General features: G+C 72.3%; 24 protein-coding genes, 2 tRNA genes and 1 pseudogene. 10 read left to right on the top strand and 17 right to left on the bottom strand.

Going from position 1 to position 25386, the window contains the following annotated elements; all coding sequences use genetic code 11:
• Nucleotides 1–14: 14 nt before the first annotated feature.
• The 5 genes from TAE01_RS10125 to TAE01_RS10105 all read right to left on the bottom strand — a co-directional run bounded on the left by TAE01_RS10125 (nt 15) and on the right by TAE01_RS10105 (nt 1643).
• Complete coding sequence (locus TAE01_RS10125; RefSeq protein ID WP_147066043.1) at nt 15–524, bottom strand: MaoC family dehydratase; 510 nt, start codon at nt 522–524, stop codon at nt 15–17.
• A complete protein-coding gene (locus TAE01_RS10120; protein ID WP_147066041.1) occupies nt 524–970 on the bottom strand; it encodes an FAS1-like dehydratase domain-containing protein in 447 nt (148 codons plus the stop codon). The genes TAE01_RS10125 and TAE01_RS10120 overlap by 1 nt, the downstream gene beginning before the upstream one ends.
• 126 nt (nt 971–1096) lie before the next feature.
• Complete coding sequence (gene rpmG / locus TAE01_RS10115; protein ID WP_020143294.1) at nt 1097–1267, bottom strand: 50S ribosomal protein L33; 171 nt, start codon at nt 1265–1267, stop codon at nt 1097–1099.
• 165 nt (nt 1268–1432) lie between these two features.
• Nucleotides 1433–1509 (bottom strand) — tRNA-Met (locus TAE01_RS10110).
• A gap of 61 nt (nt 1510–1570) precedes the next feature.
• Nucleotides 1571–1643: transfer RNA gene (locus TAE01_RS10105), tRNA-Thr, on the bottom strand.
• 149 nt (nt 1644–1792) lie between these two features.
• Here TAE01_RS10105 and TAE01_RS10100 point away from each other — a divergent pair.
• A complete protein-coding gene (locus TAE01_RS10100) occupies nt 1793–3034 on the top strand; it encodes an AI-2E family transporter (protein ID WP_147066039.1) in 1242 nt (413 codons plus the stop codon).
• A 28-nt stretch (nt 3035–3062) separates the two neighbouring features.
• Here the strand turns inward: TAE01_RS10100 and TAE01_RS10095 are convergent, their stop codons facing one another.
• Complete coding sequence (locus TAE01_RS10095) at nt 3063–3956, bottom strand: hypothetical protein (protein WP_147066037.1); 894 nt, start codon at nt 3954–3956, stop codon at nt 3063–3065.
• A gap of 59 nt (nt 3957–4015) precedes the next feature.
• On the opposite strand from TAE01_RS10095, the gene TAE01_RS10090 reads away from it, so the two are divergent.
• A complete protein-coding gene (locus tag TAE01_RS10090; protein ID WP_147066035.1) occupies nt 4016–4837 on the top strand; it encodes an MBL fold metallo-hydrolase in 822 nt (273 codons plus the stop codon).
• 12 nt (nt 4838–4849) lie between these two features.
• On the opposite strand, the gene TAE01_RS10085 is transcribed toward TAE01_RS10090, so the two are convergent.
• Nucleotides 4850–5053 carry a hypervirulence associated TUDOR domain-containing protein gene (locus TAE01_RS10085; RefSeq protein WP_147066033.1) on the bottom strand — a complete coding sequence of 68 codons (204 nt, stop codon included), beginning with the start codon at nt 5051–5053 and terminating at the stop codon, nt 4850–4852.
• Between the two features lie 110 nt (nt 5054–5163).
• Between TAE01_RS10085 and TAE01_RS10080 the strand changes: the two genes are divergently transcribed.
• Together TAE01_RS10080 and TAE01_RS10075 are read left to right on the top strand one after the other, a co-directional pair.
• Complete coding sequence (locus TAE01_RS10080) at nt 5164–5367, top strand: hypothetical protein (RefSeq protein ID WP_147066031.1); 204 nt, start codon at nt 5164–5166, stop codon at nt 5365–5367.
• A gap of 351 nt (nt 5368–5718) precedes the next feature.
• On the top strand, nt 5719–6624 hold the full coding sequence (locus TAE01_RS10075; protein WP_246111254.1) for a cupin domain-containing protein: 906 nt from the start codon (nt 5719–5721) through the stop codon (nt 6622–6624).
• A gap of 91 nt (nt 6625–6715) precedes the next feature.
• On the opposite strand, the gene TAE01_RS10070 is transcribed toward TAE01_RS10075, so the two are convergent.
• Together TAE01_RS10070 and icmF are read right to left on the bottom strand one after the other, a co-directional pair.
• Complete coding sequence (locus tag TAE01_RS10070; RefSeq protein WP_371860832.1) at nt 6716–7480, bottom strand: helical backbone metal receptor; 765 nt, start codon at nt 7478–7480, stop codon at nt 6716–6718.
• Between the two features lie 32 nt (nt 7481–7512).
• Nucleotides 7513–10782 carry a fused isobutyryl-CoA mutase/GTPase IcmF gene (gene icmF, locus TAE01_RS10065; RefSeq protein ID WP_147066028.1) on the bottom strand — a complete coding sequence of 1090 codons (3270 nt, stop codon included), beginning with the start codon at nt 10780–10782 and terminating at the stop codon, nt 7513–7515.
• A 62-nt stretch (nt 10783–10844) separates the two neighbouring features.
• Here icmF and TAE01_RS10060 point away from each other — a divergent pair, with 62 nt between their 5' ends.
• Nucleotides 10845–11432, top strand: coding sequence for a MarR family winged helix-turn-helix transcriptional regulator (locus tag TAE01_RS10060; RefSeq protein WP_147066026.1), 588 nt, complete (start codon nt 10845–10847; stop codon nt 11430–11432).
• 47 nt (nt 11433–11479) lie between these two features.
• On the opposite strand, the gene TAE01_RS10055 is transcribed toward TAE01_RS10060, so the two are convergent.
• Entirely contained in the window at nt 11480–11674 is a 195-nt protein-coding gene (locus TAE01_RS10055) for a BldC family transcriptional regulator (RefSeq protein WP_147066024.1), read from the bottom strand.
• Between the two features lie 195 nt (nt 11675–11869).
• On the opposite strand from TAE01_RS10055, the gene TAE01_RS10050 reads away from it, so the two are divergent.
• Nucleotides 11870–12349, top strand: a complete 480-nt coding sequence (locus TAE01_RS10050) for a MarR family winged helix-turn-helix transcriptional regulator (RefSeq protein ID WP_147066022.1) — start codon at nt 11870–11872, stop codon at nt 12347–12349.
• Nucleotides 12350–12365: 16 nt separating this feature from the next.
• Here the strand turns inward: TAE01_RS10050 and TAE01_RS10045 are convergent.
• The 4 genes and pseudogenes from TAE01_RS10045 to TAE01_RS10030 form a co-directional block, all read right to left on the bottom strand.
• Nucleotides 12366–13608, bottom strand: a pseudogene (locus TAE01_RS10045) (D-arabinono-1,4-lactone oxidase).
• A gap of 66 nt (nt 13609–13674) precedes the next feature.
• Nucleotides 13675–14001 carry a hypothetical protein gene (locus TAE01_RS10040; protein ID WP_147066020.1) on the bottom strand — a complete coding sequence of 109 codons (327 nt, stop codon included), beginning with the start codon at nt 13999–14001 and terminating at the stop codon, nt 13675–13677.
• A gap of 81 nt (nt 14002–14082) precedes the next feature.
• Nucleotides 14083–14406, bottom strand: a complete 324-nt coding sequence (locus tag TAE01_RS10035; RefSeq protein ID WP_147066018.1) for a hypothetical protein — start codon at nt 14404–14406, stop codon at nt 14083–14085.
• 97 nt (nt 14407–14503) lie between these two features.
• A complete protein-coding gene (locus tag TAE01_RS10030; RefSeq protein ID WP_147066016.1) occupies nt 14504–14695 on the bottom strand; it encodes a hypothetical protein in 192 nt (63 codons plus the stop codon).
• 73 nt (nt 14696–14768) lie between these two features.
• Between TAE01_RS10030 and TAE01_RS10025 the strand changes: the two genes are divergently transcribed.
• A complete protein-coding gene (locus TAE01_RS10025; RefSeq protein ID WP_147066014.1) occupies nt 14769–15245 on the top strand; it encodes a MarR family winged helix-turn-helix transcriptional regulator in 477 nt (158 codons plus the stop codon).
• 73 nt (nt 15246–15318) lie between these two features.
• Here TAE01_RS10025 and TAE01_RS10020 read toward each other — a convergent pair whose 3' ends face one another.
• Genes TAE01_RS10020 through TAE01_RS10010 form a run of 3 tightly spaced genes read right to left on the bottom strand, consistent with a single transcriptional unit; the run spans nt 15319 to nt 19420 of the window.
• Nucleotides 15319–16176 carry a class II glutamine amidotransferase gene (locus TAE01_RS10020; RefSeq protein WP_147066012.1) on the bottom strand — a complete coding sequence of 286 codons (858 nt, stop codon included), beginning with the start codon at nt 16174–16176 and terminating at the stop codon, nt 15319–15321.
• Between the two features lie 2 nt (nt 16177–16178).
• Nucleotides 16179–17900: a thiamine pyrophosphate-dependent enzyme gene (locus TAE01_RS10015; RefSeq protein ID WP_147066010.1), complete on the bottom strand. Its 1722-nt coding sequence runs from the start codon at nt 17898–17900 to the stop codon at nt 16179–16181.
• The gene (locus tag TAE01_RS10010; RefSeq protein ID WP_246111253.1) at nt 17897–19420 is read right to left on the bottom strand and encodes an FMN-binding glutamate synthase family protein; all 1524 of its coding nucleotides are present in this window, start codon (nt 19418–19420) and stop codon (nt 17897–17899) included. The genes TAE01_RS10015 and TAE01_RS10010 overlap by 4 nt, the downstream gene beginning before the upstream one ends.
• Nucleotides 19421–19666: 246 nt before the next feature.
• Here TAE01_RS10010 and lysX point away from each other — a divergent pair, with 246 nt between their 5' ends.
• Genes lysX through TAE01_RS09995 form a run of 3 tightly spaced genes read left to right on the top strand, consistent with a single transcriptional unit; the run spans nt 19667 to nt 25246 of the window.
• Nucleotides 19667–23065 carry a bifunctional lysylphosphatidylglycerol synthetase/lysine--tRNA ligase LysX gene (gene lysX, locus TAE01_RS10005; protein WP_147066008.1) on the top strand — a complete coding sequence of 1133 codons (3399 nt, stop codon included), beginning with the start codon at nt 19667–19669 and terminating at the stop codon, nt 23063–23065.
• Nucleotides 23056–24171: an alpha/beta hydrolase gene (locus tag TAE01_RS10000; RefSeq protein WP_147066006.1), complete on the top strand. Its 1116-nt coding sequence runs from the start codon at nt 23056–23058 to the stop codon at nt 24169–24171. Before lysX ends, TAE01_RS10000 begins: the two co-directional genes overlap by 10 nt.
• A complete protein-coding gene (locus tag TAE01_RS09995; protein WP_147066003.1) occupies nt 24164–25246 on the top strand; it encodes an SGNH/GDSL hydrolase family protein in 1083 nt (360 codons plus the stop codon). The genes TAE01_RS10000 and TAE01_RS09995 overlap by 8 nt, the downstream gene beginning before the upstream one ends.
• The last annotated feature ends 140 nt before the right edge of the window (nt 25247–25386 follow it).

Here is a 25386-nt window from a genome sequence, read left to right as displayed (position 1 = left end):
AGGGGTCGGCCGCGTCAGTCGAGGGCGACGACGGCGAGGGCCCGCCCGAGGACCTTCTCGCCGCCCGAGGTGGCGGTGAGCTCGACGGTGACGCGCCTCGTCTGCGGGTCGGCGGACTTCACGACGCCCGACACCTCGATGTCGGCCCCGGTGTCGTAGGGCACGACGACAGGCTTGGTGAAGCGGACGCCGTACTCGACGACGCGCCCGGCGTCACCGGCCCAGTCGGTGACGAGGGTGACCGCTGAGCCCATGGTGAACATGCCGTGGGCGATGACGTCGGGCAGGCCGACCTGCTTGGCGAACGGCTCGTCCCAGTGGATGCGGTTGCGGTCCAGCGACGCCCCGGCGTACTGGACGAGCCGCGCGCGGTCGACGTGGACGGTCAGGGGCGGGAGCACGTCGCCGACCGACACCCCGGAGAAGGCTCGGACGGGCGCGGGCGCGGGCGCCGTCGCGGCGGCCGCCGTGTCGGACCCGGTGCTGGACCCGGTGCTGGACCCGGTGCTGGACTCGGTGCTCATCACTCGCCTCCTCGGATGACGATGGTCGACGTGGCCGTGCAGACGGCCTCGCCCTGCTCGGTGGCGAGCTCGGTGCGGGTGGTGACCATCGCGTGGCCACCGGCCTCGCGCACGGTGTCGACGTGCAGGGTGCCGACGACGGCGTCACCGGCCGTCAGCGGGCGGTGGTGGGTGAAGCGCTGCTCCCCGTGCACGACGCGGGAGAAGTCGATGCCGGCCTCGGGGTCGCGGATCAGCTGTGCGTCGCACTGCTGGGCGATGAGCACGGCGAACGTCGGCGGCGCGATGACGTCCGCGTAGCCACGGGCGCGTGCCACGTCCGCGTCGACGTGGACCGGGTCGGAGGACCCGACCGCCTCGGCGAACTCGCGGATCTTGGCGGCACTGACCCGGTAGGTCTCGGTGGGCGGGTAGACCCGGCCCTGGAAGTCTGCGTTCACCGGCATACCGGCACCCTACCGACCGACGGCGACGACGGCCCGGGCCGCCCACGACGGCCGCGGAACGGGCCCGGGAGACGACAACGCTCCCCCGGCCCGAGGGCCGAGGGAGCGGTGGACGTCGAGTCGCGCTCAGCGGGTCTCGCGGTGCTCCGTGTGCTTGCCGCACTTCGGGCAGAACTTGTTCATGGCGAGACGGTCGGGGTTGTTCCGACGGTTCTTCTTGGTGATGTAGTTGCGGTCCTTGCAGTCCACACACGCCATCGTGATCTTCGGACGGACGTCGCTGCTCTTGCTGGCCACGGCAACCTGCTCTTTCGGAAACGTACTCGGGTGTTCGGTCGTCTTGCGACGGGTGTCGCGCGGCGCGTCACGCGTTCCGGACTCCCGGGGTGGCACGCAGGCGCGACGTCCAAGGTTACGCGACACCCCGATGAATCGAGAAATCCGTCCGGGTGCACGCGGAAGTGGTAGCGGGAGCGGGGCTCGATCCCGCGACCTCACGATTATGAGTCGTGCGCTCTAACCAGCTGAGCTACCCCGCCATGGGCTGTCGTCCTCCGACCCTGCCGCGACCGCGACACGGGCCGGAGACCGACCGACCAGAGCCCCAATAGGGAATCGAACCCTAGACCTTTTCCTTACCATGGAAACGCTCTGCCGACTGAGCTATTGGGGCACGGCCGACCCGGTGAAAACGTCGTGAGAACGCCTTCAGGTCGACCTGTTGTGCGACGGTGAGACTACACGGTCGGCGGCGCGGATACGAAATCGACCCGATCCTCGCGACCTCCGGTGGTGACCGGCTCGGGCTGGGAGGATCCACCCATGAGCGAGTCGCCGCCGCCGACCGGGGAACAGCTCCCGCCGCCCGAGGACAGGTCGGACGTGCGGGTCCGGTTCGACCGGCAGAGCGTCTGGCGCTCGGGCTGGACGCTCGTCGGGGTGGTGGCGCTCGCAGCCCTGGGCAAGTGGGTGCTCGACGACGGCGGCAGCGTCATCTTCACGCTGACGATGTCGATGATCGCGGCGATCGCGATGGAGCCGGCCGTCGCGCGCCTGTCGCTGCGGATGCGACGCGGCGTCGCCACCTTCGTCGTCATGTTCGGCACGATCCTCTTCCTCGTCGTGTTCCTCATCGCCTTCGGGCAGCTGCTGGCCGAGCAGCTCGCGACCCTCGTGCGCGCCGTGCCCGAGCTCGTGCGGCAGGCCACGACGTGGGCCGGTGAGCGGTTCGGGATGACGCTGGACTACGAAACGATCCTCAAGGAGCTCGGCATCGGCACGTCGGCGCTGACGTCCGCCGCGACGAGCCTCGCGGGCGGCCTGGTCGGCGCGGTCGCGACCGTGCTCGGCGCGGCCTTCAGCAGCCTGACCTTCGCCTTCTTCACCTTCTACCTCTCGGCCGACCAGCCGCGGCTGCGCCGTTGGGTCGCGCGCCTCGCGCCGCCGCGCCGTCAGGAGATGATCTCCACCGCGTGGCAGCTGGCCATCATCAAGACCGGGGGCTACGTCTCGGCGCGGCTCGTGCTCGCGGGCATCTGCGGCGGCCTCTCGGCCACCTTCATGCTCGTCATCGGCATGCCCTACTGGCTGGCCCTCGGGATCTGGACGGGCCTCGTGGCGCAGTTCGTACCGACGGTCGGGACCTACATCGCGATCGCGCTGCCGGTCTTCGTCGGCCTCGTGGGCCAGCAGCCGTGGCAGGGGGTGGCCATGCTGGGGTTCGCCCTCGTCTACCAGCAGGTCGAGAACCTCACGCTCGAGCCGAAGATCTCCGCGCAGGCGGTCGACGTCCACCCGGCCGTGTCGTTCGCGGCGGTCCTCTTCGGCGCCGCGCTCTTCGGCGTGGGAGGGGCGTTCGTCGCCGTGCCCGTGGCGGCGCTCATGCTCGCGCTCTTCGAGATCTACTCGCGCACCTACGAGCTCATGCCGGAGCTCGCGGCGATGCAGCCGGGTGAGCGGCCGCCGGGGACCGACGGCGAGGACGAGGACGAGGACGAGGAGCCCACCACGGCCGCGGGGCGCCGGCTCGTCGAGCGCGTGCGCCGGCGGTTGCGCCGGGCCTGACCGCGGCCAGGGCGCGTCGAGGTGGCCGTCAGTCGCCGTCGTCGAGGGCGTCCAGCGCCTGCTGGGCCGCCGCCTCCTGATGCTCGGACCGGTCGCGTATGCCGGCAGCCTCGTCGAGCTCGCCGGTGACCTTCTCGAGCCGGGCCCGAGCGGTGGCGAGCCGCCGCTCGAGGTCGGCGATGCCCTCGGTGACCTCCTCCTGGCGGGCGGTCAGGACGGCGACCTGGCGGTCGGCGGCGCGCAGGTCGGACCGGGCCGCGTCGAGGGCTGCCTGGAGCCGCGACCGCTCGACCGTGCGCCGGGAGCGTCGTCGCTCCTCGAGGTCGACAGGGTCACCACCGCCACCCGGCAGCACGGACAGCGACGGGCGCGAGCCGGTGCCGCACTCGACCTCCTCCCCGTCCTCGTCGAGGTCCCCGAGGGCGACGACGTCGGCGACGTCGACGGAGCCGAACCCGGAGTAGCTGAGCGCCCGGACGAGGGCTCCCGTGAGGACCGACGCCTCCGCCTCCTCGTCGGCGATGAGAGCCGTCAGCGTCTCGCGCACCTCCTGGGACACGCCGGCACCCAGCTTCTGGCCGTCCTGCGCCGCCACCTCGGCGATGCGGTCGGCGAGGGCGTCGACGCGCGTGGCCCGCTCCCGTCCGAGCAGCCGCAGCTGGTCGGCGTCGAGGGTGCGCTGGGCCTCGCGCAGCAGCGCCGCGAAGGAGCGCAGCTCGTCGAGCTCGTCGCGGTGCTCGCGGACGAAGTGGTTGACCGCCCAGGCGGCGACCGTCGGCTTGCGCAGGGCCCCGATCGAGGTGGCGAGGGCCTTCTCCCCGGCCGCCCTCGCGTCGGCCACCAGCTCGGAACGCAACGGCGTGAAGCGCGCGGGCGGGACGGCATACAGCTGCTCGACGGCGGCGCGCACGTGCAGGATCACCCGTGCATCCTCCCCCACTTCCGCTGGTGCGCACGGGCAGTGCGAGGCAGGCTGGGCCCGTGATCTGGATCTGTGGCACCTGCGCCGTCGAGACCGCCGACCTGCCGACGCCTCCCGACGCGTGCGAGATCTGCGAGGACGAGCGCCAGTGGGTGCCCGCCGCCGGGCAGCGCTGGACCACCCTCGAGGAGCTGCGCGCCGCGGGGACGCGCATCACGGTCGACGAGGTGGAGCCGGACCTCTGGGGGCTGCGTGCCGATCCCGAGGTCGGCATCGGGCAGCAGACCATGGTCGTGCGCGCGCCAGAGGGGGTGCTGCTCTTCGACTGCGTCGGCTACGTCGACGACGCCGCCCTGGAGCGGGTGCGCTCGCTCGGGCCGACGCTCGCCGTGGCCGCGAGCCACCCGCACATGTACGGCGTGCAGACCGAATGGGCCCGAGCGCTCGGCGGCGTGCCGGTGCTCGTCGCCGCCGCGGACGCCGAGTGGGTGCGCCGTCGTGACCCGCTCCTCGAGACGTACGACGACCGGCGGGTCGTCGCGCCCGGCCTGACCCTGCACCGCGTCGGAGGACACTTCCGAGGGCAGGCGGTCGTCGAGTGGACCGCCGGCGCCGACGGACGCGGCGTGCTGCTCGCCGGCGACGCCGTGTTCCCCAACCCGGACCGGCGGTCGGTGAGCTTCATGAGGAGCTACCCGAACCGGATCCCCTTGTCGGGCAACGTGGTCCAGCGCATCGCAGGCCAGCTCGAGGAGCTGCACTTCGACCGCCTCTACAACAACTTCGGCACTGCGGTGCCCGCTGACGCCAAGGCGGTCCTCAGGCACTCGGCCGACCGGCACGCGGCCTGGACACGTGGGGACTTCGACCACCTGACCTGAGGGTCGGGCGGCCTAGCCGCCGTCGAGGGTCGACTCCTTGTGGGCCGCCTTCGCGCCCGTCTTCGTCGACTCGACGATCCAGTAGGGGTCGTCGGCCGAGGCCTTGAACGTCTGCCCGTCGAAGGTGAACTCCTTGACGCGCTTCTCGACGGCCGTGCCCGTGGTGCGGCCCTGCGACGTGTTCCAGTGGACGGTGTCACCCTTGCTGATCGCCATGGACCAGATCACAACACGCCGGACGGGGTTGTGCCAGAGGCGCTGCGAGCGGGTAGGACCACGAGGACGGCGTCGTCCGGCGCCGCGGCACACCCTGTGGAGGAGAAGCCATGAGCGACAACCCGCTGGACCCCGTGAGCGACGACCCGACGACCGAGGGTCCCGCTGACGGCGGCGCCGACACCAGCACCCACGACGGTGGCGCGGACGGCGGCGCCGACTCCGAAGGTCCCGCCGACGGCGGCGCCGACACCAGCACCCACGACGGCGGTGCCGACGGCGGCGCCGGAGCGGACCCGGCCACCTCGATCTGATGTCCACCGGCACGACGAGCCGAGTGCCCGCGCACCAGCGTGGGCACTCGGCGCTGCAGCGCCTCGTACCGCTCGACCCGGAGGACTTCGCCCGGGACCAGTGGGCGCACGCGCCGGTGGTCACCCGGGCCTCCGAGCTGCCGGGAGGCCTTCTCGAGCTCTTCGGCGAGGACTCGGTCGACGAGCTCGTCTCGAGGCGAGGCTTGCGCGCCCCGTTCCTCCGGGTCGCCCAGAACGGCCGCACCCTCGGGGACCGGGAGTTCACCCAGGGAGGCGGCGTCGGCGCCTCGGTCGCGGACCAGGTGAGCGACGACAAGCTGCTCCAGCTCTTCGCGGGGCGGCTCGACCCTCGTGCTGCAGGGACTGCACCGTACGTGGGGGCCCCTCATCGACTTCACCCAGCAGCTCGCCCAGGAGCTGGGACACCCCGTCCAGGCCAACGCCTACGTGACGCCGAGCCAGAGCACCGGCTTCACCGACCACTACGACGTCCACGACGTCTTCGTGCTGCAGATGGCGGGCGAGAAGCAGTGGCGGGTCCGGCCCCCGGTGCACCGCTCGCCGCTGCGCGACCAGCCGTGGACCGAGCACCGCACCGAGGTCGAGGAAGCGGGTCGGCGCGACCCGGAGCGTGAGTTCACCCTCCGGCCGGGCGACGTGCTCTACCTCCCCCGCGGCTGGATCCACTCGGCGACCGCCCTCGGCGGGGTGAGTACCCACCTGACGCTCGGCGTCCACGTCTGGACCCGGCGCCACGTCGCCGACGAGCTCGTGTCGATGGCGCTGGCCCGGGCCAGCCTCGACGAACGCGTGCGCGACTCGCTCGCCGTCTCGCCGTCGGGCTTCGACCACGAGACCATCGCCCCGGACATCGACCTCGTACGGGCCGCCCTGGTGCGGGCCCTCGACGAGATCGAGCCGTCCGCGGTCGTGGACGCCCTCGAGGCGCGAGCGCGCGGCACCCAACGCGCCGCACCCCTCGGTCCGCTCGCCCAGGTGGCCGCCGCCGAGTCCTTGCGCCCCGAGGCCGAGCTGCGCCTGAGGTCCCACGTCGCGCCCCGCCTCGTCGCCTGCGACGACGGGTCGGCGACGCTGCGCAGCCGGCTCCCGGACTTCGCGGTGGAACCACACGACGTCGGCACGTTCGTGGCGCTCGTCGACGGGGGGATCCTGCGGGCCGACATGGTCGGGATCGACCTCGCCCGCCGGCTCATGCTCGCCGGCCTGCTCGTCGTCGCTGCCGAGGCCGTGTCCTGACCGTCGAGAGGCCGGAGTTCGCCCACGGGTGACCGTCGAGAGGCCGGAGTCCGCCCACCGATGACCGTCGAGTGGGCACGAACCGGAACGGTCAGGGCTCGACGGCGGCGCTCAGGGCGGACCGGGCGCCGACGAGGCTCGGGCCGTACCAGGTCAGCAGCCGCCCGCTCACGAGGGCGGTGCGGGCGCGCGTGAACGCCTCGGGACCGTCGTCTCGTGTGAAGACGTAGGGTTCGTCCGGCAGCAGCACCGTCAGGCCGTCGCGGTCGAGCTCGCCCACCTCGACGTGGGGATAGCGGTCGGCGGCGTCGGCCAGGACGTTGCGCCAGCCGAGCCGCGACACGAGGTCGCCGGTGAACGTGTCCCGGCCGACGGCCATCCAGGGGTCGCGCCAGATCGCCACCGCCACGTCGAGCGACGGGGCGGGCACCGGACCGCCCCACTCGTCCCGTGCGGCACCGAGCCAGTCGGGCGCGCCGACTTCGAGCACGTCTACGAAGAGCCGTTCGAGCGAGTCGAGCGCCCCCGGCACCGTCTCGATGTCGGTGACCCACACGGGTATGCCGTCACCGCGCAGACGCTGGACGTCGTGCTCGCGGTTCTCCTCCTTGTTGGCCACGACGAGGTCGGGCTGCAGCGCCGCGATCGCGCGGAGATCCGGGTTCTTGGTGCCCCGAACCCGTTGCACCGCAAGGCCGCTCGGATGCGTGCACCAGTCCGTGGCGCCGACGAGTCGCTCCGGGCAGGTCGCCGCCAGGGCCTCGGTGATCGACGGCACCAACGACACGACCCGCCGGGGCGCGCGGGCGAAGGACACGGCATACGCAAGATCGTCGGTCAGGGTCACGGGAGACACGCATCGGCCTCTCGACGGTGGGAGGTGGGGGGTCAGACGTTGCGGCGGTACTGGCCGCCGACCTCGAAGAAGGCCTCGGTCACCTGCTGGAGCGAGCACACCCGTGCCGCGCGCATGAGGACGTCGAAGACGTTGCCGCCCTCGATCGCAACCGCCTTGAGCTCCTCGAGCGCGGCCCTCGCCTCGACCTCGTGAGCCGAGCGGAACGCCCGGACCCGCGAGAGCTGGCCCTGCTTCTCGTCCTCGGTGCCGCGGGCGAGGACGACCTTGCGCGGGGTCTCGCCCTCGTGCGGGTTGCGGAAGGTGTTGACGCCGATGATCGGCAGGCTGCCGTCGTGCTTGCGGTGCTCGTAGAGCATCGACTCGTCCTGGATGCGGCCACGCTGGTAGCCGGTCTCCATGGCGCCGAGCACGCCGCCGCGCTCGGTGATGCGGTCGAACTCCTTGAGGACCGCCGCCTCGACGAGGTCGGTGAGCTCGTCGATGACGAACGATCCCTGGAGCGGGTTCTCGTTCATCGCGAGGCCCCACTCGCGGTTGATGATGAGCTGGATCGCGAGCGCGCGCCGCACCGACTCCTCGGAGGGGGTGGTGACCGCCTCGTCGAAAGCGTTGGTGTGCAAGGAGTTCGCATTGTCGTAGATCGCGATGAGCGCCTGGAGCGTGGTGCGGATGTCGTTGAAGTCCATCTCCTGCGCGTGCAGGCTGCGACCCGACGTCTGGACGTGGTACTTCAGCTTCTGGCTGCGCTCCCCGGCGCCGTACTTCTCCTTCATCGCGACGGCCCAGATGCGCCGGGCGACGCGGCCGAGCACGGAGTACTCGGGGTCCATGCCGTTGCTGAAGAAGAAGGACAGGTTGGGCGCGAAGTCGTCCACCTTCATGCCGCGGGCGAGGTAGCCCTCGACGTACGTGAAGCCGTTCGCGAGGGTGAACGCGAGCTGGCTGATGGGGTTGGCCCCCGCCTCGGCGATGTGGTAGCCGGAGATCGACACCGAGTAGAAGTTGCGCACCTGGTGCTCGATGAACCACTCCTGGATGTCGGCCATCATCTTCAGGCTGAACTCGGTGCTGAAGATGCAGGTGTTCTGCCCCTGGTCCTCCTTGAGGATGTCGGCCTGCACCGTGCCCCGGACGTTGGCCAGGGCGTATGCCGTGAGCTCCTGGCGCTCGTCGTCGCCGGGCTCGCGCCCCTCGCGCGCACGGAAGGCGTCGACCTGCTGGTCGATCGCGGTGTTGAGGAAGAAGGCGAGGATCGTCGGCGCCGGGCCGTTGATCGTCATCGACACGGAGGTGGTCGGCGCGACGAGGTCGAAGCCGTCGTAGAGCACCTTCATGTCGTCCAGCGTCGCGACGGACACGCCGGACGTGCCGACCTTGCCGTAGACGTCGGGGCGCGGGTCCGGGTCGCGGCCGTAGAGCGTCACCGAGTCGAACGCCGTCGACAGGCGCGTGGCCGGCTGTCCCTCGGAGAGCAGCTTGAAGCGACGGTTGGTGCGGAACGGGTCGCCCTCGCCGGCGAACATGCGTGCCGGGTCCTCGCCCTCGCGCTTGAACGGGAAGACGCCGGCGGTGAACGGGAAGTAGCCGGGGAGGTTCTCGCGGCGCAAAAAGCTGACGAGCTCGCCGTGGTCGCGGTAGCGGGGCAGCGAGACGCGCGGGATCTTGTTGCCGGACAAGGACTCTCGCGTCAGGACGTTGCGGATCTCCTTGTCACGGATGCGGACGACCTGCTCGTCACCGGAGTAGGACTCGACGACCGAGGGCCACGAGCCGAGCGCCGCGGCGACGTCGGCGGGGACGTCGGTCCGGGCACCGTCGAGGAGGGCCTCGACCGCCTCGACCGCGCTCTCGGCGCTGCTGATCTCGTCGGCGTGGGCGGCGGCCGCGAGCTCGCCACGAACGGCCTCGAGCCGCTGCACCCTGCTGGCGGCGGCGGCATACCGCTCGGTGTTCTCGTGGAAGCCGCGGACCGTGTCGCTGATCTCTGCGAGGTAGCGCACCCGTGCGGCGGGGACGATGGTCGCGATGCGCGTGGACTGGCGCGTGGTGACGCGCGGGAGGACGCCCTCCTCGACGGTCATCCCCTTGTCGGACAACAGGTCTCGCAGCTGCTGGTAGAGGGCCGTGACGCCGTCGTCGTTGAAGGTGGCAGCGGACGTGCCGAAGACCGGCATGTCAGACGGGCTCTTGCCGAACGCCTCGCGGTTGCGCACCATCTGCCGACCGACGTCGCGCAGGGCGTCCTCGGCCCCGCGGCGCTCGAACTTGTTGATGGCGACGACGTCGGCACGGTCGAGCATGTCGATCTTCTCGAGCTGGCTGCTCGCACCGAACTCGGGCGTCATGACGTAGAGCGAGACGTCGGCGTAGTCGACGATCGCGGCGTCACCCTGGCCGATGCCGGGCGTCTCGAGGATGACGAGGTCGAAGCCGGCCGCACGCACGATGTCGAGGACGTCGCCGAGGTGGGTCGGCACCTGCGAGCCACCGCGCGTGGCGAGGCTGCGGAAGAAGACGCGGTCGCCGTCGAGCGAGCTCATGCGGATGCGGTCGCCGAGGAGGGCGCCGCCGCCGCGGCTGCGGGTCGGGTCGACGGCGAGGACGGCCACGCGCAGCTTGTCCTGCTGGTCGAGGCGCAGGCGGCGGATCAGCTCGTCGGTGAGGCTCGACTTGCCCGAGCCTCCGGTGCCGGTGATGCCTAGGACCGGGACGTGGCGACGGCCGGCCGCCTCGCGGACGCGCCCGAGCGTCGCTGCGTCGATGTCGCCCTCCTGCGCACCGGTGATGAACCGTGCCACCGCGGCCCGCTCACCGGCGAGGACGGCCTCGAGCGCCGGCTCGCTGGTCTCCCAGGGGTCGAAGTCGCAGTCGGCGACGACCTGGTTGATCATGCCCGCGAGCCCGAGCCGCTGGCCGTCCTCGGGACTGAAGATCGTGACGCCGGAGTCGCGCAGCCGTGCGATCTCCTCGGGGACGATGACGCCACCCCCGCCGCCGACGACGCGGATGTGCCCGGCGCCGTTCTCCTCGAGCAGCCGCACGAGGTACTCGAAGTACTCGACGTGCCCGCCCTGGTACGAGCTGACGGCGACGCCCTGGACGTCCTCCTCGATCGCCGCGTCGACGACCTCCTGGACGGACCGGTTGTGACCGAGGTGGATGACCTCGGCGCCCTGCGTCTGCATGATGCGCCGCATGATGTTGATCGACGCGTCATGACCGTCGAAGAGGCTGCTCGCGGTGACGAGCCGCACGTGGTGGGTCGGCTGGTGCAGGTCACGCTTCGGTGCGTCAGGCATGCGAAAATACTAGGACTTCCTACTAATGGACGTCAACGTGTCGGCGACCCTACGATGGCGCCATGAGCGCGCAGACGAGGACGGCAGCCGAGGCAGCCGAGGTGGCCGGGGTGGCCGTCGAGGCGAGCACCGGGCCCACCGGCGTCGCGGCGGGCTCGGGGCTCGGCTTCGACCCCATCGCCCGGGCACGTGAGCAGTGGGTCGAGCAGGGATGGGGGCCGGCCGCCGACGGCATGGCGGCGATCACCTCGCTCATGCGGGCCCACCAGATCGTCCTGGCCCGGGTGGAGGCGACGCTCAAGCCGCTGGGCGTGACCTTCGCCCGCTACGAGGTGCTCATGCTCCTGTGGTTCAGCCGGCGCGGGTCGCTCCCGATGAAGGTCATCGGCAGCCGCCTGCAGGTGCACCCGACGAGCGTCACCAACGCCGTCGACCGCCTCGAGGACGCCGACCTCGTGACCCGCTCGACGCACCCGGAGGACCGCCGGGCCATGCTCGTGGCCCTGACGCCGGCGGGTCGGGAGCTCGCCGAGCGCGCGACGACCGCGCTCAACACCGAGGTCTTCGAGCAGCCGGACCTCGGGGCCGAGGACGTCCGCTCCCTCGTCGACGTCCTGACGCGCCTGCGGCGCGGCGCCGGCGACTTCTGAGCCCCCCGACGGTCAGGGACCCGGCCCGAGTCATCCGGTCGCGGGACCTACCCGTCCTGGTGCTGCTCGAGGAGCGCCCAGATCTCGCTCTCGGGATAGCGTCGATGACCCCCGAGCGTGCGGAGGGCGTGGAGCTTGCCCGACCTGGCCCACCGGCTCACGGTCTTGGGGTCGACCCGGAAGATCGTCGCGACCTCCGCCGGGGTGAGCAGTCGTTCGACCACCGCGCTGTCGCTGTCCATGTGAGCCGCCTTGCTGGAACGCAGCACCGTGTGGAGGTCCCCGGACGCCGGGGCTGGCTGCTCAACCCCGGGTCCGACGGATCCGCCACGGGCCGGGGGGCCTGCCGTGATACCGATGTCCTTCACGGTACGGGCAGTTCATTTGACAATCAAGCGATCAGACATTCAAGCGACATCGGTCACTACATTGGTGGCATGAGTCCACCCGCGGCCCCTCGCGATGCCGCGACCGCCGCCCTGCGCGAACTGATCCTCGCCGGCGAGCGCTACCGCCTGGCCGTGGCGAGCCATCTCGACCTGACCGTCAACGAGAGCCGGGCCGTCAGCCACCTGCTGGCCCGCGGACCCATGGGCCAGACCGACCTCGCGACGGCGCTCGGGCTCACGACGAGTGCGACGACGACCCTCGTCGACCGGCTGGAGCGGCGCCAGCTCGTCGCACGGGTTCCCGACCCCACCGACCGACGTCGCAGCACCGTCGAGATCCCCGAGTCCGGGCAGCGCCGGCTCCAGCAGGTGCGCGACTGGATGCCCCGGGCCTTCGACGTCATCAGCCCCGCCGACCTCCCCGAGGTGGCCGACCTGCTCGAGACCCTCGCCGGCTCCCTGCTCGAGGTGACCGGTGACATCGAGGCGAGTCGGACGCCGACCCCCGGACAGCGCAAGCGTCGCTGAGACGGCGCCCAGCAGGTCAGCCGACCGTGCGGTCGACGAAGGCGTTGCCGAAGACCCGCCCGGGGTCGACGCGGTCCCGGAGGGCGCGGAAGTCGGCCATCCGCGGGTAGAGCGGCTCGAGCTCACGGACCCCGGCGACGAAGCACTTCCCCCAGTGCGGGCGGGCCCCCAGCGGCAGCAGCGCCTGCTCGACGACGGGCAACACGGCATACACGCGCTCGGGGTCGCAACCACGTGAAGTGCACCCCGACGACGTCGTGGCCGTAGGAGGTACTGAGCCAGTGACGGTCGGCGGCGACCGTGCGCAGCTCCGACACCTGGAGCACCGGGGCGAGCAGGTCGCGCAGGCCGCGCAGCCGGTCGACGGCGGTCAGCGCGTGCTCGCGCGGGAGGAGGTACTCGCTCTGCAGCTCCTCGCCGCGGCTGGGGGTGAGCTCCCGGCGGAAGTGCGGCAGCCGGTCGAGCCACGGCCCGGCGACACCGCCCTGCGTGGTCACCGACTCGATCGCGCCGCCGTCGAGCATGTGCAGCGTGGCCGTCGCGGCCGGCGCCCCGTGGAGCTCGACCGGGGCCGCGGCGGAGCGGCTCTTGAGCCACACCTGCTCGACCCCGTGCTCGCCCCACCGCGTGAAGAGGCTGACGCTGTAGGCGCTGCCCATGACCGCGTCGATCTCCGCCGCCAGCGTCGGCCAGGAGAGGCCGGTGCGGACGACCTGTCGCACGTCGTAGGTCGGCTCGACCTCCAGCGTGACCGCGGTGACGATGCCCAGGGCCCCGAGCGCCACCACGCTCCCCTCGAAGTCGGCGTCGCCACGGCGCACCGACCGGATCTCACCGTCCGGTCCGACGATGTCGAGAGCAGTGACCGCCGTTGCGAGAGAACCGTTCTCGACACCTGAACCGTGGGTCCCCGTCGACACGGCGCCGGCCACCGAGATGTGGGGCAACGACGCGAGATTGGCCAGCGCCCACCCGCCCGCCTGGAGCCGGGTCGCCACGTCGCCGTATGCCGCGTGCCCCGTGACGCGTGCCGTGCGCGCCGTCTCGTCGACCTCGACCGTCGTGGGCAGGTCGACGCACGAGACGAGGACGCCACCGTCGGCGTCGGTGATGTCGGTGAGGTCGGTGAAGCTGTGCCGCGAGCCCAGGGCGCGCACCCGTGGCGAGGCGGCCACGACCTCCTGCAGGTGCTCGACGGAACGGACCCGCTCGATGCGCGCGCGGTAGGTGTGGTTGCCCGCCCAGTTCGTCTCCGCCATCCGGCCAGTCTGCCCCGCACGAGGCACCTCCCCCGGCACCCGCGCGCGCGTCACCCGTCGCGACGCCTAGTGGCGGTGGCGGCGCCCGCGCTCCTCGTGCAGCTCGGGGTGGACGTCCTCGGGCAGCTCGTCGAGCTCAGCCCCCTCGCCGGGACGGGCCACGCCCCAGCCGTCCGACGTGATGGTGTCGACCGGCGGGTTGCCCACGAGATGCGACCTCTCGGCCCCCTCGGGATGGTCGAGCCGCGCCCGCTCCGTGTCGTCCCGGTGCCCGTTGAGGGACTCGCTCGAGTCGCGGCCCCGGCGAGCGCTCCGAGGAGCGACGACGAGGAGCCCGACCACGAGGATCACGACGACGGCCAGCATGACGATGAGCCCTACACGATCACCCATGGCACCTCCCGGGTCCGATCCTGCCTGTCTCGACGGTACTCCCGAGCGGGGCACCGCGGACACGAACGAGGACCGGCGAGGTCAGGCCTGGTCGGGAGAGCCGGCCACGTCGTCGGGCCGGGCGCGCAGGGGGTCACGCACGTCGGCCGTCTCACCCCCGGCCCCGGCACCGGCGACCGCCGTGCCCTCCCCGGACGCGGACACCGTGTCGACGGGCGGGCTGCCCACCAGGCGGTCGGTGTCGGGCAGCGCCACGGGGCGACCACCGGCCGCCTCGACCTCGGGGTTGAGCGTCTCGTGCTCGACATCGCCACCGCCGTGACGCCGCGGGCGCATGACGAGCAGGATCATGACGAGCAGAACGGCGATGCCCAGCATGACGAGAAGGCCTCCGCGGTCGCCCATGTCTCTCCCTCGCTCGGTGGTCGGTCTCGCCGGGGACATACCCGACGCCGCCGCTCCGACACGTCCGACGACCGGTAGGGCGCCGACGGGAATCGGCTCAGTCGTCGCCACCCGGACTCGTCGTCCGGGCGGCGGCCACCTTGGCGGCACGCTCGCGCTCGAGGCGCGCCTTGGGGTCGTTGCCCTCGCCGAGCTGCGCCGGGCCGAAGATCGTCAGGCCGATGAGGCGCAGCCGGTAGCCGATGCGGTAGCCGATGGACAGTCCCCTGCTGGATCGCGAACGCGCCACGAGAGCTCCTCAATAGTTAGTGCACTAACTGTTAGTGTACACATCAATCGACACGACCCGGAGGACGACCGCGATGGCCCCACGCCCACCGACGCACCCCGACACGGCGAGCGTCTCCCCCGACGACCTGCTCCAGCTCGACCGGCAGGTGTGCTTCGCCCTCGCCGTCGCCGCCCGCAACGTCATCGCCCTCTACCGGCCCGTGCTCGAGCCGCTCGGCCTGACCCACCCGCAGTACCTCGTCATGCTCGCCCTCTGGGAGCGGTCCCCGCTCACCGTCCGCGAGATCGGCGACCAGCTGAGCCTCGAGCCGGCGACCCTCTCGCCCCTGCTCAAGCGGCTCGAGGGCGCCGGGCTCGTGACGCGCGACCGGCACCCGCACGACGAGCGGGCCCTGGCCATCACGCTGACCGAGCGCGGCCGCCGCCTGCGCGAGAAGGCTCTCGAGGTGCCGCCGCAGATCGTCGCCACGCTGGGCATGGACGTCGAGGAGCTCCAGGCCCTGCACGCGTCGCTGAGCCGCGTCATCGCGGCGTCCACGCCCCGCTAGCCACCACACGGAGGACCAGCTCCGTCAGCTCCCGGTCAGCTCCCGGTCAGCTCCGTCAGCTCCGTCAGGCTCGTCAGTGCCCGGTCGGCTGCTGGGAGGCGGCGGCGGCGCCGAGGTCGGCCAGGCCGAGCCGGTGCACCGGGTCGTGGTCGACGACGAGACGCTCGCTCACCTGCAGGTCCGGTCCGACGCGCACGAGCACGCCCGGACGCAGCAGCCGCCACCCCGGGTCGTCGTCGAGACGTTCGCTCGCCACGACGATGCTCGGCGCCTCGCCCAGGTCGTCGCTGACGACGCGGGTGCCGGCCTCGCTGCGGTGGTCGAGCCCCGCCGCCGGGTCGCGCCGGTCGAGCAGCCACAACGCGTGCGTGTCGGGGTAGCGGCACGCCCAGAGCTCGGTCGGGGTCACGAGGACGAGGTTGACGGCATACACGGGCAGGTGTCGGGCGACCCAGGACAGCGCGCGCTCGATGCCGACCGCGACGTCACCCCCGGCGGCCCTCGTCCCGGCCGTCACGAGCGCGAAGAGGCGCTCCGAGTCGGTGTCGCCGCGGACCATCGCCATGGCGTCACCGAGGTGGCGTTCGAGCGCGGGCAGCCCCTCGACGACGCCGTTGTGGGCGAAGAGGCGCCCGTCGAGCTCGAACGGGTGGGTGTTGTCGGCGAGGGGTGCGCTGCCCGACGAGTGCCGCACGTGCGCCACGAAGGTCGAGCTGCGCCGCTCCCTCGCCTCGCTCGCGAAGGCCGGGTCGTGCCAGGCCGCGAGCGGCTGCTTCTCGACGACCGGGCGCCCCTCGGCGTCGAACGTGCCGAGCCCCGTGCCGTCGGGGTTGGCGTGCGACTGGCGGCGCAGGCTGTCCGGGGAGTCGAGCAGCCAGAAGGTCGCCGACACCCGGGCACGCCCGGCGCTCAGGCCGAAGAGGCGGCACACGGCTACCGGCTCTCCACGACTTCCTTGGCCTTGGCGATGGCGAAGCCCCAGCCCTGGGCTAGCTTGGGCTTGGGCGGGATCGCGACCTCGTCCGGGTTGGTGACGACGTCGAGGAGCACCGGCCCCTCGGCCGCGAGCGCCCACGTCACCGCGTCGTCGAGGTCGGCGGGATCGGTGACCCGGCGACTGGCCAGCCCCATCGCCGCGGCCACGGCCGCGATGTCGGGGTTGTCGAGCTCGGTCCCGAACTCGGGCAGGCCGCCCTGCTCCTGCTCGAGCTTGACCATGCCGAGACGCCCGTTGTCGAAGACGACGACGACGACCGGCAGCCGGTAGGTCACGGCGGTGCGCAGGTCGCCGAGCAGCATCATGAGTCCGCCGTCTCCGGCGAACGCCACCACGGGGCGGGTGCGGTCGAGGGCCTGCGCCCCGAGGGCCATCGGCATGGCGTTGGCCATGGAGCCGAGGTTGTAGGACCCGACGAGCCGTCGCGTCCCACGCATCGTCACGAAGCGGGCCAGCCAGGCCGTCGACATGCCGGTGTCGCTCGTGAAGATCGTCGAGTCCGGCGCCAGCCGGTCGACGGCGGCGGCGAGCGCCTCGGGACGGATCCGGTCGTCGGGGTTGTCGAGGACGGCCCGGGCGCGCCCGAGGAGCGTGCGGTCGTGGTGCGGGTCGAGCAACGAGCGCTGCCGCTCCTGCCACGTCTCGTATGCCGTACGCGCCGCCTCGAGGTGGCCGCGGTCCTCGCGACGGCGAAGACGCGGCACGAGACGGTCCAGGGTGGCCGCGGCGTCACCGACGAGGGCGTGCTGGACGGGGGTGCGCCGCCCGACGTGCTCGCCGCGGGCGTCGAGCTGGATCACGGTCTTTCCGGTCGGGTACCAGTCGCGGTAGGGGAAGTCGGTGCCGATGAGGACGAGCACCTCGCAGTCGTCCATGGCCTTGGCGGCGGCATGGTTGCCGATGAGGCCGGACTGGCCCACCTCGAAGGGGTTGTCGCGTTCGAGCCCCTCCTTCGCCTTGAGGGTCAGCACCATCGGGGCGCCGAGCACGTCGGCGAGCTCGAGCACCTGCGAACGGGCCCCGCGCGCACCGCAGCCGACGAGGAGCGTCACCGGGGCGTCGCCCGCGAGGGCCGCCACGGCGGCATCGACCTGGGCGTCCGGTGCCGGAGCGGGCACCCCGGCCGGCGCGAACGTCGCCGGTCGCACCGCCTTGTCGACCGTGAGGTCGCCGACGTCCCCGGGCAGGGTCAGGACGGCGACGCCGCGCAGCGACTGGGCGGCGTTGACGGCCTGCTCGAGCAGGTAGGGCAGCTGCTCGGCCGACGTCAGGGTCTGGCTCCACACGGACACGTCGGCGAAGAGGGCGTTGTTGTCGACCTCCTGGAAGAAGTCGGTGCCGATCTCGGGGCTCGGGACCTGACCGCAGATGGCGAGGACCGGCGCGTGCGACTTCTTGGCGTCGTAGAGGCCGTTGAGCAGGTGGATCGAGCCCGGGCCGACCGTGCCCATGCAGACCCCGATGGTGCCCGTCAGCTGGGCCTGGGCGCTGACGGCGAAGGCGGCGACCTCCTCGTGGCGCACCCCCACCCACTCGACGCGGTCCTCCGTGCGGATGGCGTCGGTCAACGGGTTGAGGGCGTCACCGACGACACCCCAGACCTGGGTGACTCCCGCGTCGGCCAAGGAGGTGATGATGTGCTCGGCGACGGTGGTCATGACATCCTCCCGCCGAAGTGGTCCGCGCTCGCCGCAGCCCAGTCGTGGGCCCAAGCCTCCGGGGGCTCGGCGAGCAGCTGGCCCGGGGACAGCCAGTCGTAGAGCGCGGCATACGACTGGTTGTCGGTCGCGGAGACGTTGAGCCGCAGCTGGTGCGGCGACAGCCGTGACGGGTCGGTGACCCCCATGGCCGCCATGATGCGCATCGCCTCGTCGACGGTGGCCTGCTGGTAGCGGTGCACCCGCTCGCTCTTGTCACCGACGTCGAGCGCCCTCGCCCGCCGTGGGTTCTGGGTCGCGACGCCGCTCGGGCACTTGTCGGTGTGGCAGCGCTGGGCCTGGATGCAGCCGGCCGCCATCATCATGGCCCGGGCCGAGTTGGTGTAGTCCGCGCCCTGGATGAGGCGCTTGACGATGTCGTTGCCGGCCGCGACCTTGCCACTCGCGCCGATGCGCACCCGGTCGCGCAGCCCCACGCCGACGAGGGCGTTGTGCACGGTCATGAGCCCGTGGGTGAGGGGCATGCCGACGTGGTCCTCGAACTCGAGCGGAGCCGCTCCGGTGCCGCCCTCGGACCCGTCGACGACGATGAAGTCGGGGGTCGTGCCGACCTCGAGCATCGCCTTGCAGATGGCGAGGACGTCGACCCGCGAGCCGACGCAGAGCTTGAAGCCGGTGGGCTTGCCGCCCGCCAGCTCACGCATGCGGCCGATGAACTCGATGAGCTCGACGGGGGTGTGGAAGACGCGGTGGCTCGACGGGCTGACGCACTTCTCGCCCTGCGGCACCTGCCGGATGTCGGCGATCTCCTTGGTCACCTTCGCGCCGGGCAGCACGCCGCCGATGCCCGGCTTGGCACCCTGGCTCAGCTTGAGCGAGACACACTTCACCGAGTCGCCGGAGGCCTTGTCGGAGAAGGTCGCCGGGTCGAAGTCGCCGTCCTTGGTGCGAGCGCCGAAGTAGCCCGTGCCGATCTCCCAGACGATGTCGCCACCGTTCTCGAGGTGGTAGGGCGAGAGGCCCCCCTCACCGGTGTCGTGGGCGAAACCACCGAGGGCGGCACCCTTGTTCAGGGCCCGGATGGCGTTGGCCGACAGGGCCCCGAAGCTCATCGCCGACACGTTGAGCAGCGCCATCGAGTACGGCTTCGTGCAGTCCGGTCCACCGACGAGCACGCGGGCGGGCTGCTCCGGCGGGTCGGCGGGTGCGGCCGAGTGGACGAGGTACTCGTAGCCGACCTCGTTGACGTCGAGCTCCGTGCCGAAGGGCCGCTCGCCGTGGATGCCCTTGGCCCGCTCGTAGACCACGGACCGGGTGTCGCGGTCGAAGGGTCGACCGTCCCAGTCACGCTCGATGAAGTACTGCTGCAGCTCGGGGCGGATGTCCTCGAGCAGGTAGCGCAGGTGCCCCACGACGGGGTAGCGCCGCAGGATCGTGTGCTTCTTCTGGAGGACGTCCCAGGCCGCCAGCCCCGCTGCGCCCACGCCCGCTCCGCCGAGCACCCATCTACCTCTCGCCACGACTGCCTCCTCGTCGATCCGACGGGCCGGGTCACGGCCCTTCCGCCTGCCGGGAGTGCGCGTCCGGAAGGCGCACTCCGTCGTTCGCGTCCACCACCGACCTACCCTTGACGAGGACCAGCCCACCTGAGAGCTTCCTGAACCTCCGCCCAGCCTGAATCCTGTACACCGTCTGGGTGTCTGCTGCGAGCGCTCTCGCAGCAGACGTCCAGCAACCACCCAGCAACGCGAGGGATCGTCTGTGTCATGAGCACCCGAACACGGCGGGCGCGGGCTTCGCACCGTCCCGCGCGACTGCTCACGGGCCTCTACGCGCTCGCCACCCTGGTGGCGCTGCTGCTCACGCTCTTCGCCCGACGCCGGCCGCACCCGCTCCTCGCCGAGAACTTCTTCGGCCTGCTCAACGTGCCCGTGGCGCCCACGTTCGTGTCGGTGGTCGTGCTCGCACTCGCCACGCGGGCGCTGCTCGGGCGCAAGCGCATCGCCCTCTGGTTCGTCGCCGTCTTCCAGGTGCTCGGGATCTACGTCGGGTTCGTCGCGCTCGTGCCCGCCGCGCGCCTCCCGCGCACCGGCATGTGGGTCAGCCGCGGCAGCCTCGGCCGCGAGCTCGACATCGTCTCGACCCTCGTCGCCGTGCTGGCCCTCTGGTGGCTCTGGCGGCTCCGCCGCGAGTTCACCGGCCGGCTCCAACGAGGATCGTGGGGACTGGCTCTCGCCGCCCTCGTCGTCGGGTCCGCGGCGACCGTCGGCGTGGCGTGGCTGCTCCTCGGGGTCGTGGGCGCGCCCCGGTCCCAGGTCGACCCGCTCGTCGACACCGTGCTCGCGGTGTTCGGCGGCGTCAGCCGGCAGACGCTCTCGCTGGTGCCGGTCTGGGTCGTGGACGTCGTCGCGGTGTGCGCCGGCCTGACGATCCTCTCCGCCGTCACCCTCTTCCTCGCCTCCGCCCGGCCCCGCAGCCGGTGGTCGCCCGACCGCGAGGTCGCCATCCGGGGGCTGCTGGCTCAGCACGGGTCCGAGGACTCCCTCGGCTACTTCGCGACCCGGCGTGACAAGGCCTCGGTCTTCTCCCCCGACGGCCGCGCCGCCGTGACGTACCGGGTCGTCGCCGGGGTCTCGCTCGCGTCCGCGGACCCCGTGGGGCATCCCGACAGCTGGCAGCCCGCCATCGAGGCGTGGCGCGCCGAGGCCCGCGAGTTCGGCTGGGTGCCGGCCGTGCTCGGCGCGAGCGAGCACGGCGCCCGGGCCTATGCCGCGGCCGGCGGGATGCGCGTGCTGCTCCTCGGCGACGAGGCCGTGCTCGACGCCGGACGCTTCGACCTGCGCCGGGCATCGCTGACGCCCGTCCGCCGCGCCGTCGCCCGGGCCACCCGCGCCGGCCTCACGGTGCGCATCGCTCGCCAGCGCGAGCTGCGGCTCGAGGAGCTCGAGGAGATCGGCGACCGCGCCGAGGCCTGGCGCGGCAGCGAGTCCGACCGCGGCTTCTCGATGGCGCTCGGGCGTGCGGGAGACCCCGCCGACAACGACGTCCTCCACGTCACCGCCCACGACGCCGACGGGGTGCTCGTCGGGGTGCTCTCCCTCGTGCCGTGGGGGCGCACCGGCGTCTCGCTCGACGTCATGCGCCGCTCCCCCGAGGCCCCCAACGGCGTCACGGAGCTCATGGTGAGCGAGCTGCTGGCCCAGTCGCGCGAGCTGGGCCTCTCGCGGCTCTCCCTCAACTTCTGCATGTTCCGGGCGGTCTTCGAGGACGCCGAGCGTCTCGGTTCGGGATCGCTGACGCGCATGGGCGCCTCGGTGCTCGGCCTCTTCGACCGCTTCTGGCAGCTCGAGCGGCTCTACCGCTCGAACGAGAAGTACGAGCCGACGTGGGTGCCCCGCTTCCTCTGCTACGACGACGCGGTCTCGTTGCCGCAGGTGTCGGTCGCGGCTGGCGCGGCCGAGGGTTTCATCCGCTACCCCGCACTGCGCACGCCGCGCGCCGAGCTCGACGCGGAGCACCTCGCGCAGGTGGCTGCGCTCGCCACGACGCACGTCGACGTCTCGGCCCTCGGGCCGCGACGCACCGACCAGTTCCGCCACCGGCTCTCGACCCTCGAGCGGATGCGCGAGGCGGGCCTCGAGGCCTATCCCGTCGGCGCCGCCTCCGTCGCCACGACCCCCCTCGGCGCCCTCACCGGCCTCCTCGACGCGGACCCGCGGCGAGCGGAGGGAGCCGGTCCCGAGGCCGCCGCCATCTCCGTCGTCGGTCGCGTGCGACACGTCCGCGACCACGGCGGCGTCGTCTTCGCCACCCTCGTCGACGGCGACGCCCGGCTGCAGGTGCTGCTCGACGCCGCGCGCCTCGGGTCGCACGTGCTCGGACAGTTCACGGCGTTCGTCGATGTCGGCGACCTCGTGCGCGTCGACGGCACCCTCGGACGCTCCCGCAACGGCACCCGCAGTCTCCTGGCCGGGTCCTGGCGCATGGAGGCGAAGTCGCTGCACCCCGTGCCGTTCCAGGCCTTCGACGACCCGGCCGCCCGCGCCCGCCAGCGCTCGACCGACCTGCTGGTGCACCCGCGCGACGTCGAGCTGCTGCGGCTGCGCTCCGGCGTCGTCGCGTCGGTGCGGCGCACCCTCGGTGACGCCGGCTTCCTCGAGGTCGAGACCCCGATGCTCCACACCGTCCACGGTGGCGCGAGCGCCCGCCCCTTCCACACCTTCATCAACGCCTACGGAGTCGATCTCTCCCTGCGCATCGCTCCCGAGCTGCACCTCAAGCGGCTCCTCGTCGCCGGGCTCGGTCCCGTCTTCGAGCTCGGGCGCAACTTCCGCAACGAGGGTGCCGACGCCACGCACAACCCCGAGTTCACCTCGCTCGAGGTCTACCAGCCGCACGCCGACTACACGACGATGCGGCGGCTCACCGAGCGGATCGTCCGCGAGGCGGCCCGCACCGTCCACGGACGCGAGGCCCTGCCCCTCCCCGCCGCCGGCGCGGCCCGCGGACGCTCGGACCAGCGCCGAGGTGCGGCCGGCACCGACGTCAGCCGGGAGGTCGAGCTCGTCGACATCAGCGGCGAGTGGCCCGTCGTGCCGGTCCTCGACGCCGTCTCCGACGCGGTCGGGCAGCGGATCACCATCGACACCGACATGGACGTGCTGCTCGAGCTCGCCGAGGAGCACGGCATCCCCGTGCGACCGCAGATGCGCGCCGGGGCGGTCATCGAGGAGCTCTACGCCGAGCTCGTCGAACCCGCGACGATGCTGCCCACCTTCTACACCGACTTCCCCGTCGAGACCTCGCCCCTGACGCGGCCGCACCGGAGCGAGGCCGGGCTCGTCGAACGCTGGGACCTCGTCGTCGCAGGGATGGAGGTCGGCACGGCATACAGCGAGCTCACCGACCCCGTCGACCAGCGGGCCCGGCTCACCGAGCAGTCGCTCAAGGCGGCGGCCGGCGACCCCGAGGCGATGGAGGTCGACGAGGACTTCCTCCAGGCGCTCGAGCTCGGCATGCCGCCCAGCGGCGGCATGGGTCTCGGCGTCGACCGGCTCGTCATGCTGCTCACCGACACCTCCATCCGGTCGGTGCTCACCTTCCCCTTCGTGCGTCCCGTCTCCGCACCCCGACCCGACCGCGAAGCGAGCCCTGCATGGAACTGACCGACACCAGCCTCATCGTGCTCCTCGGCATCCTCGCCCTCGTCATCTTCGCCCTCGTGGTCGTCGGGCTGCCCCGCTGGGGCAACGCGATCGTGCGCGGCGGGGTCAGGGGTGTGCAGGTCGTGCTCCTCAACGTCGTCGTCCTCGCCCTCGCCGGTGCGGCGCTCAACGACCAGTACCTCTTCTACTCCAGCTGGGCCGACCTCTTCGGCTCGCACTCGACCTCGGTGCAGGTGCACCACGGCGGCACGACCCCCGAGGTCGTGACGGCAGCCGTGCGGGGCCCCGGGTTCAAGGGCATGTCGACCCCGGCGGTGCTCCCGGCCCTGCCGCAGCCCGGGTCGCGGACGCAGAGCTACAACGTCGTCGACAAGCGCTCCAACGCCGAGGGCCAGGTCTTCGTCTACCTCCCCGTCGGCTACGACCCCAAGTCGTCGCGGACCTACCCGGTCATCGTGGGCCTGCACGGCTTCCCGGGCGGGCCCCGGGGCTTCCTGCACCTCGACTTCGTCAACACCGTCGACACGCTGACGGCCGAGCACCGGCTCGCGCCCTCGATCGTCGTCGTCCCCCGCATCGACACCCCGGCGAGCCTCGACACCGAGTGCGTCAACGGTGGCCCGGGACAGCCCCAGACCGACACGTGGCTCTCGCACGACATCCCGGCGTGGACCGCGAAGCACTTCCGGGTCGAGCGATCGAGGACGTCGTGGGCCACGCTCGGCTACTCGTACGGCGCCTGGTGCGCGGCCTCGCTCTCGATGCGCCACCCCGACGTCTTCGGCGGAGCCATCGTGCTCCTCGGCTACTTCCGACCCGACTTCAGCGCGGCCTACGACCCGCTGAGCACGGCCGCCGAGCGCGGCTACGACCTCGTGACCCTGGCGCACACCGCGCCCCCACCCGTCGCCATGTGGGTGCTCACCTCGAGGGAGGACGCCCTGTCGTACCCGACGTCGTCGAAGTTCCTCAGCGTGGCCAAGCCACCCCTCGACGTGACTGGGAACGTGCTGGCCCACGGTGGCCACCGCGACTCGGTGTTCACGCCCTACATCCCCGCAGCGCTGGCCTGGCTCGCGCAGACCCTCCCCGGGTTCCGTGCCTGACCGCCGGGAGGGTATGCCGCGTCGCGACCGCCCGGACGCCGCCGCAGGCCCGTCGTCGCGCCGGTCGGGACGCCCGGGCGCCCACCGGGGGGACCGCTCCACCTTCCGCGCGCGGCCGCACCACGTGCTCGTAACGCTCCTCGGCGTGGTCGTCCTCGTCGCGCTCGCCGTGAGCGGTGTGGTGCCCGGCCTCAGGACCCTCTCGTCGGCCGGTGGGCCGGGCCTCCCGACCACCTCGGCGGCGCCGTCCTCCGCGACGACACCGACGACATCGACGAGCCGGTCGAGCGGCACGACGACCCCGGCCGCGCCCACGACGTCACCGGCCGTCCCGCCTGGACCGCTCACCGTCGTCGGGCTCGGCGACTCCGTGCCGTCGGCCGAGACGTGCGGGTGCGTGGGCTACGTCGAGCAGGTGGGCACCCAGCTCGCGGACCTGACCCACCGCAGCTGGGTGGTGCACAACGACGCCACCGGCGGATGGACGACGGCCGACGTCGCGGACGACCTCGGCTCCGCCTCGACCCAGGCCCACCTCTCCTCGGCCGACCTCGTGCTCGTCGAGGTGGGCGCCAACGACTTCAACCTCGACCGCGTCGACGACCAGGGGTGCTTCCCGGCGGCCGGCTCGAGCTGCTGGGCCTCGACGATCACGGGCCTGCACGACGGGTTGGTCCGGATCATCCAGGGCATCCACAGCATCGACCACCGGCCCGACCTCCGCATCGCCCTGCTGGGCTACTGGAACGTCACCGTCGACGGTCAGGTGGGGCGCCGACTGGGTGAGGCCTTCGTGCTCGGCAGCGACGAGCTGACCCGGCTCGTCAACACGACCGTCGACCAGGTGGCGACCGCCACCGGCAGCGTCTACGTCGACGCCTACACCCCGCTCAAGGGCGTGTCCGGTACGCGTGACCCCACGGCCGACCTCCTCGACGACGGCGACCACCCCAACGCGACCGGCCACGTCCTTCTCGCCAACGCGGTCCTCGACGAGCTGCGCACCTCGGGGTCGCTGGGGCCCTGGACCCTGCCGGTCGGTCCCGGTCGTCCGCCGACGCCCAGCGCCGGATAGGTCGGGCCGCCCGGTCTGCGGTCCGCGGACCGCGGACCGCGGCAGCGAGTGCGCGCGTGCGGTTCTGCCGCTCGACGAGGTGACCCGCCGCGAGAACCGCCGCGCCACCGGCATCCTCGCTCCCGTCGCGAGCCCGTGAC

The sequence above is a fragment of the Terrabacter aerolatus genome (assembly GCF_007991735.1).
GTDB classification, from domain to species: domain Bacteria; phylum Actinomycetota; class Actinomycetes; order Actinomycetales; family Dermatophilaceae; genus Terrabacter; species Terrabacter aerolatus.
This window is presented reverse-complemented; position numbering and strand designations above follow the sequence as displayed.

Excerpts from the sequence above, each read along its gene's own strand:
- TAE01_RS10000 (WP_147066006.1), top strand. The coding sequence starts at position 23,056 with ATGGAACTGACCGACACCAGCCTCATCGTGCTCCTCGGCATCCTCGCC.
- TAE01_RS10080 (WP_147066031.1), top strand. The coding sequence starts at position 5,164 with ATGAGCGACAACCCGCTGGACCCCGTGAGCGACGACCCGACGACCGAG.
- TAE01_RS10100 (WP_147066039.1), top strand. The coding sequence starts at position 1,793 with ATGAGCGAGTCGCCGCCGCCGACCGGGGAACAGCTCCCGCCGCCCGAG.
- icmF (WP_147066028.1), bottom strand. The coding sequence starts at position 10,782 with ATGCCTGACGCACCGAAGCGTGACCTGCACCAGCCGACCCACCACGTG.
- TAE01_RS10055 (WP_147066024.1), bottom strand. The coding sequence starts at position 11,674 with ATGGACAGCGACAGCGCGGTGGTCGAACGACTGCTCACCCCGGCGGAG.
- TAE01_RS10035 (WP_147066018.1), bottom strand. The coding sequence starts at position 14,406 with ATGGGCGACCGCGGAGGCCTTCTCGTCATGCTGGGCATCGCCGTTCTG.
- lysX (WP_147066008.1), top strand. The coding sequence starts at position 19,667 with ATGAGCACCCGAACACGGCGGGCGCGGGCTTCGCACCGTCCCGCGCGA.
- TAE01_RS10125 (WP_147066043.1), bottom strand. The coding sequence starts at position 524 with ATGAGCACCGAGTCCAGCACCGGGTCCAGCACCGGGTCCAGCACCGGG.
- TAE01_RS10060 (WP_147066026.1), top strand. The coding sequence starts at position 10,845 with ATGAGCGCGCAGACGAGGACGGCAGCCGAGGCAGCCGAGGTGGCCGGG.
- TAE01_RS10015 (WP_147066010.1), bottom strand. The coding sequence starts at position 17,900 with ATGACCACCGTCGCCGAGCACATCATCACCTCCTTGGCCGACGCGGGA.
- TAE01_RS10050 (WP_147066022.1), top strand. The coding sequence starts at position 11,870 with ATGAGTCCACCCGCGGCCCCTCGCGATGCCGCGACCGCCGCCCTGCGC.
- TAE01_RS10120 (WP_147066041.1), bottom strand. The coding sequence starts at position 970 with ATGCCGGTGAACGCAGACTTCCAGGGCCGGGTCTACCCGCCCACCGAG.
- TAE01_RS10025 (WP_147066014.1), top strand. The coding sequence starts at position 14,769 with ATGGCCCCACGCCCACCGACGCACCCCGACACGGCGAGCGTCTCCCCC.
- TAE01_RS10085 (WP_147066033.1), bottom strand. The coding sequence starts at position 5,053 with ATGGCGATCAGCAAGGGTGACACCGTCCACTGGAACACGTCGCAGGGC.
- TAE01_RS10040 (WP_147066020.1), bottom strand. The coding sequence starts at position 14,001 with ATGGGTGATCGTGTAGGGCTCATCGTCATGCTGGCCGTCGTCGTGATC.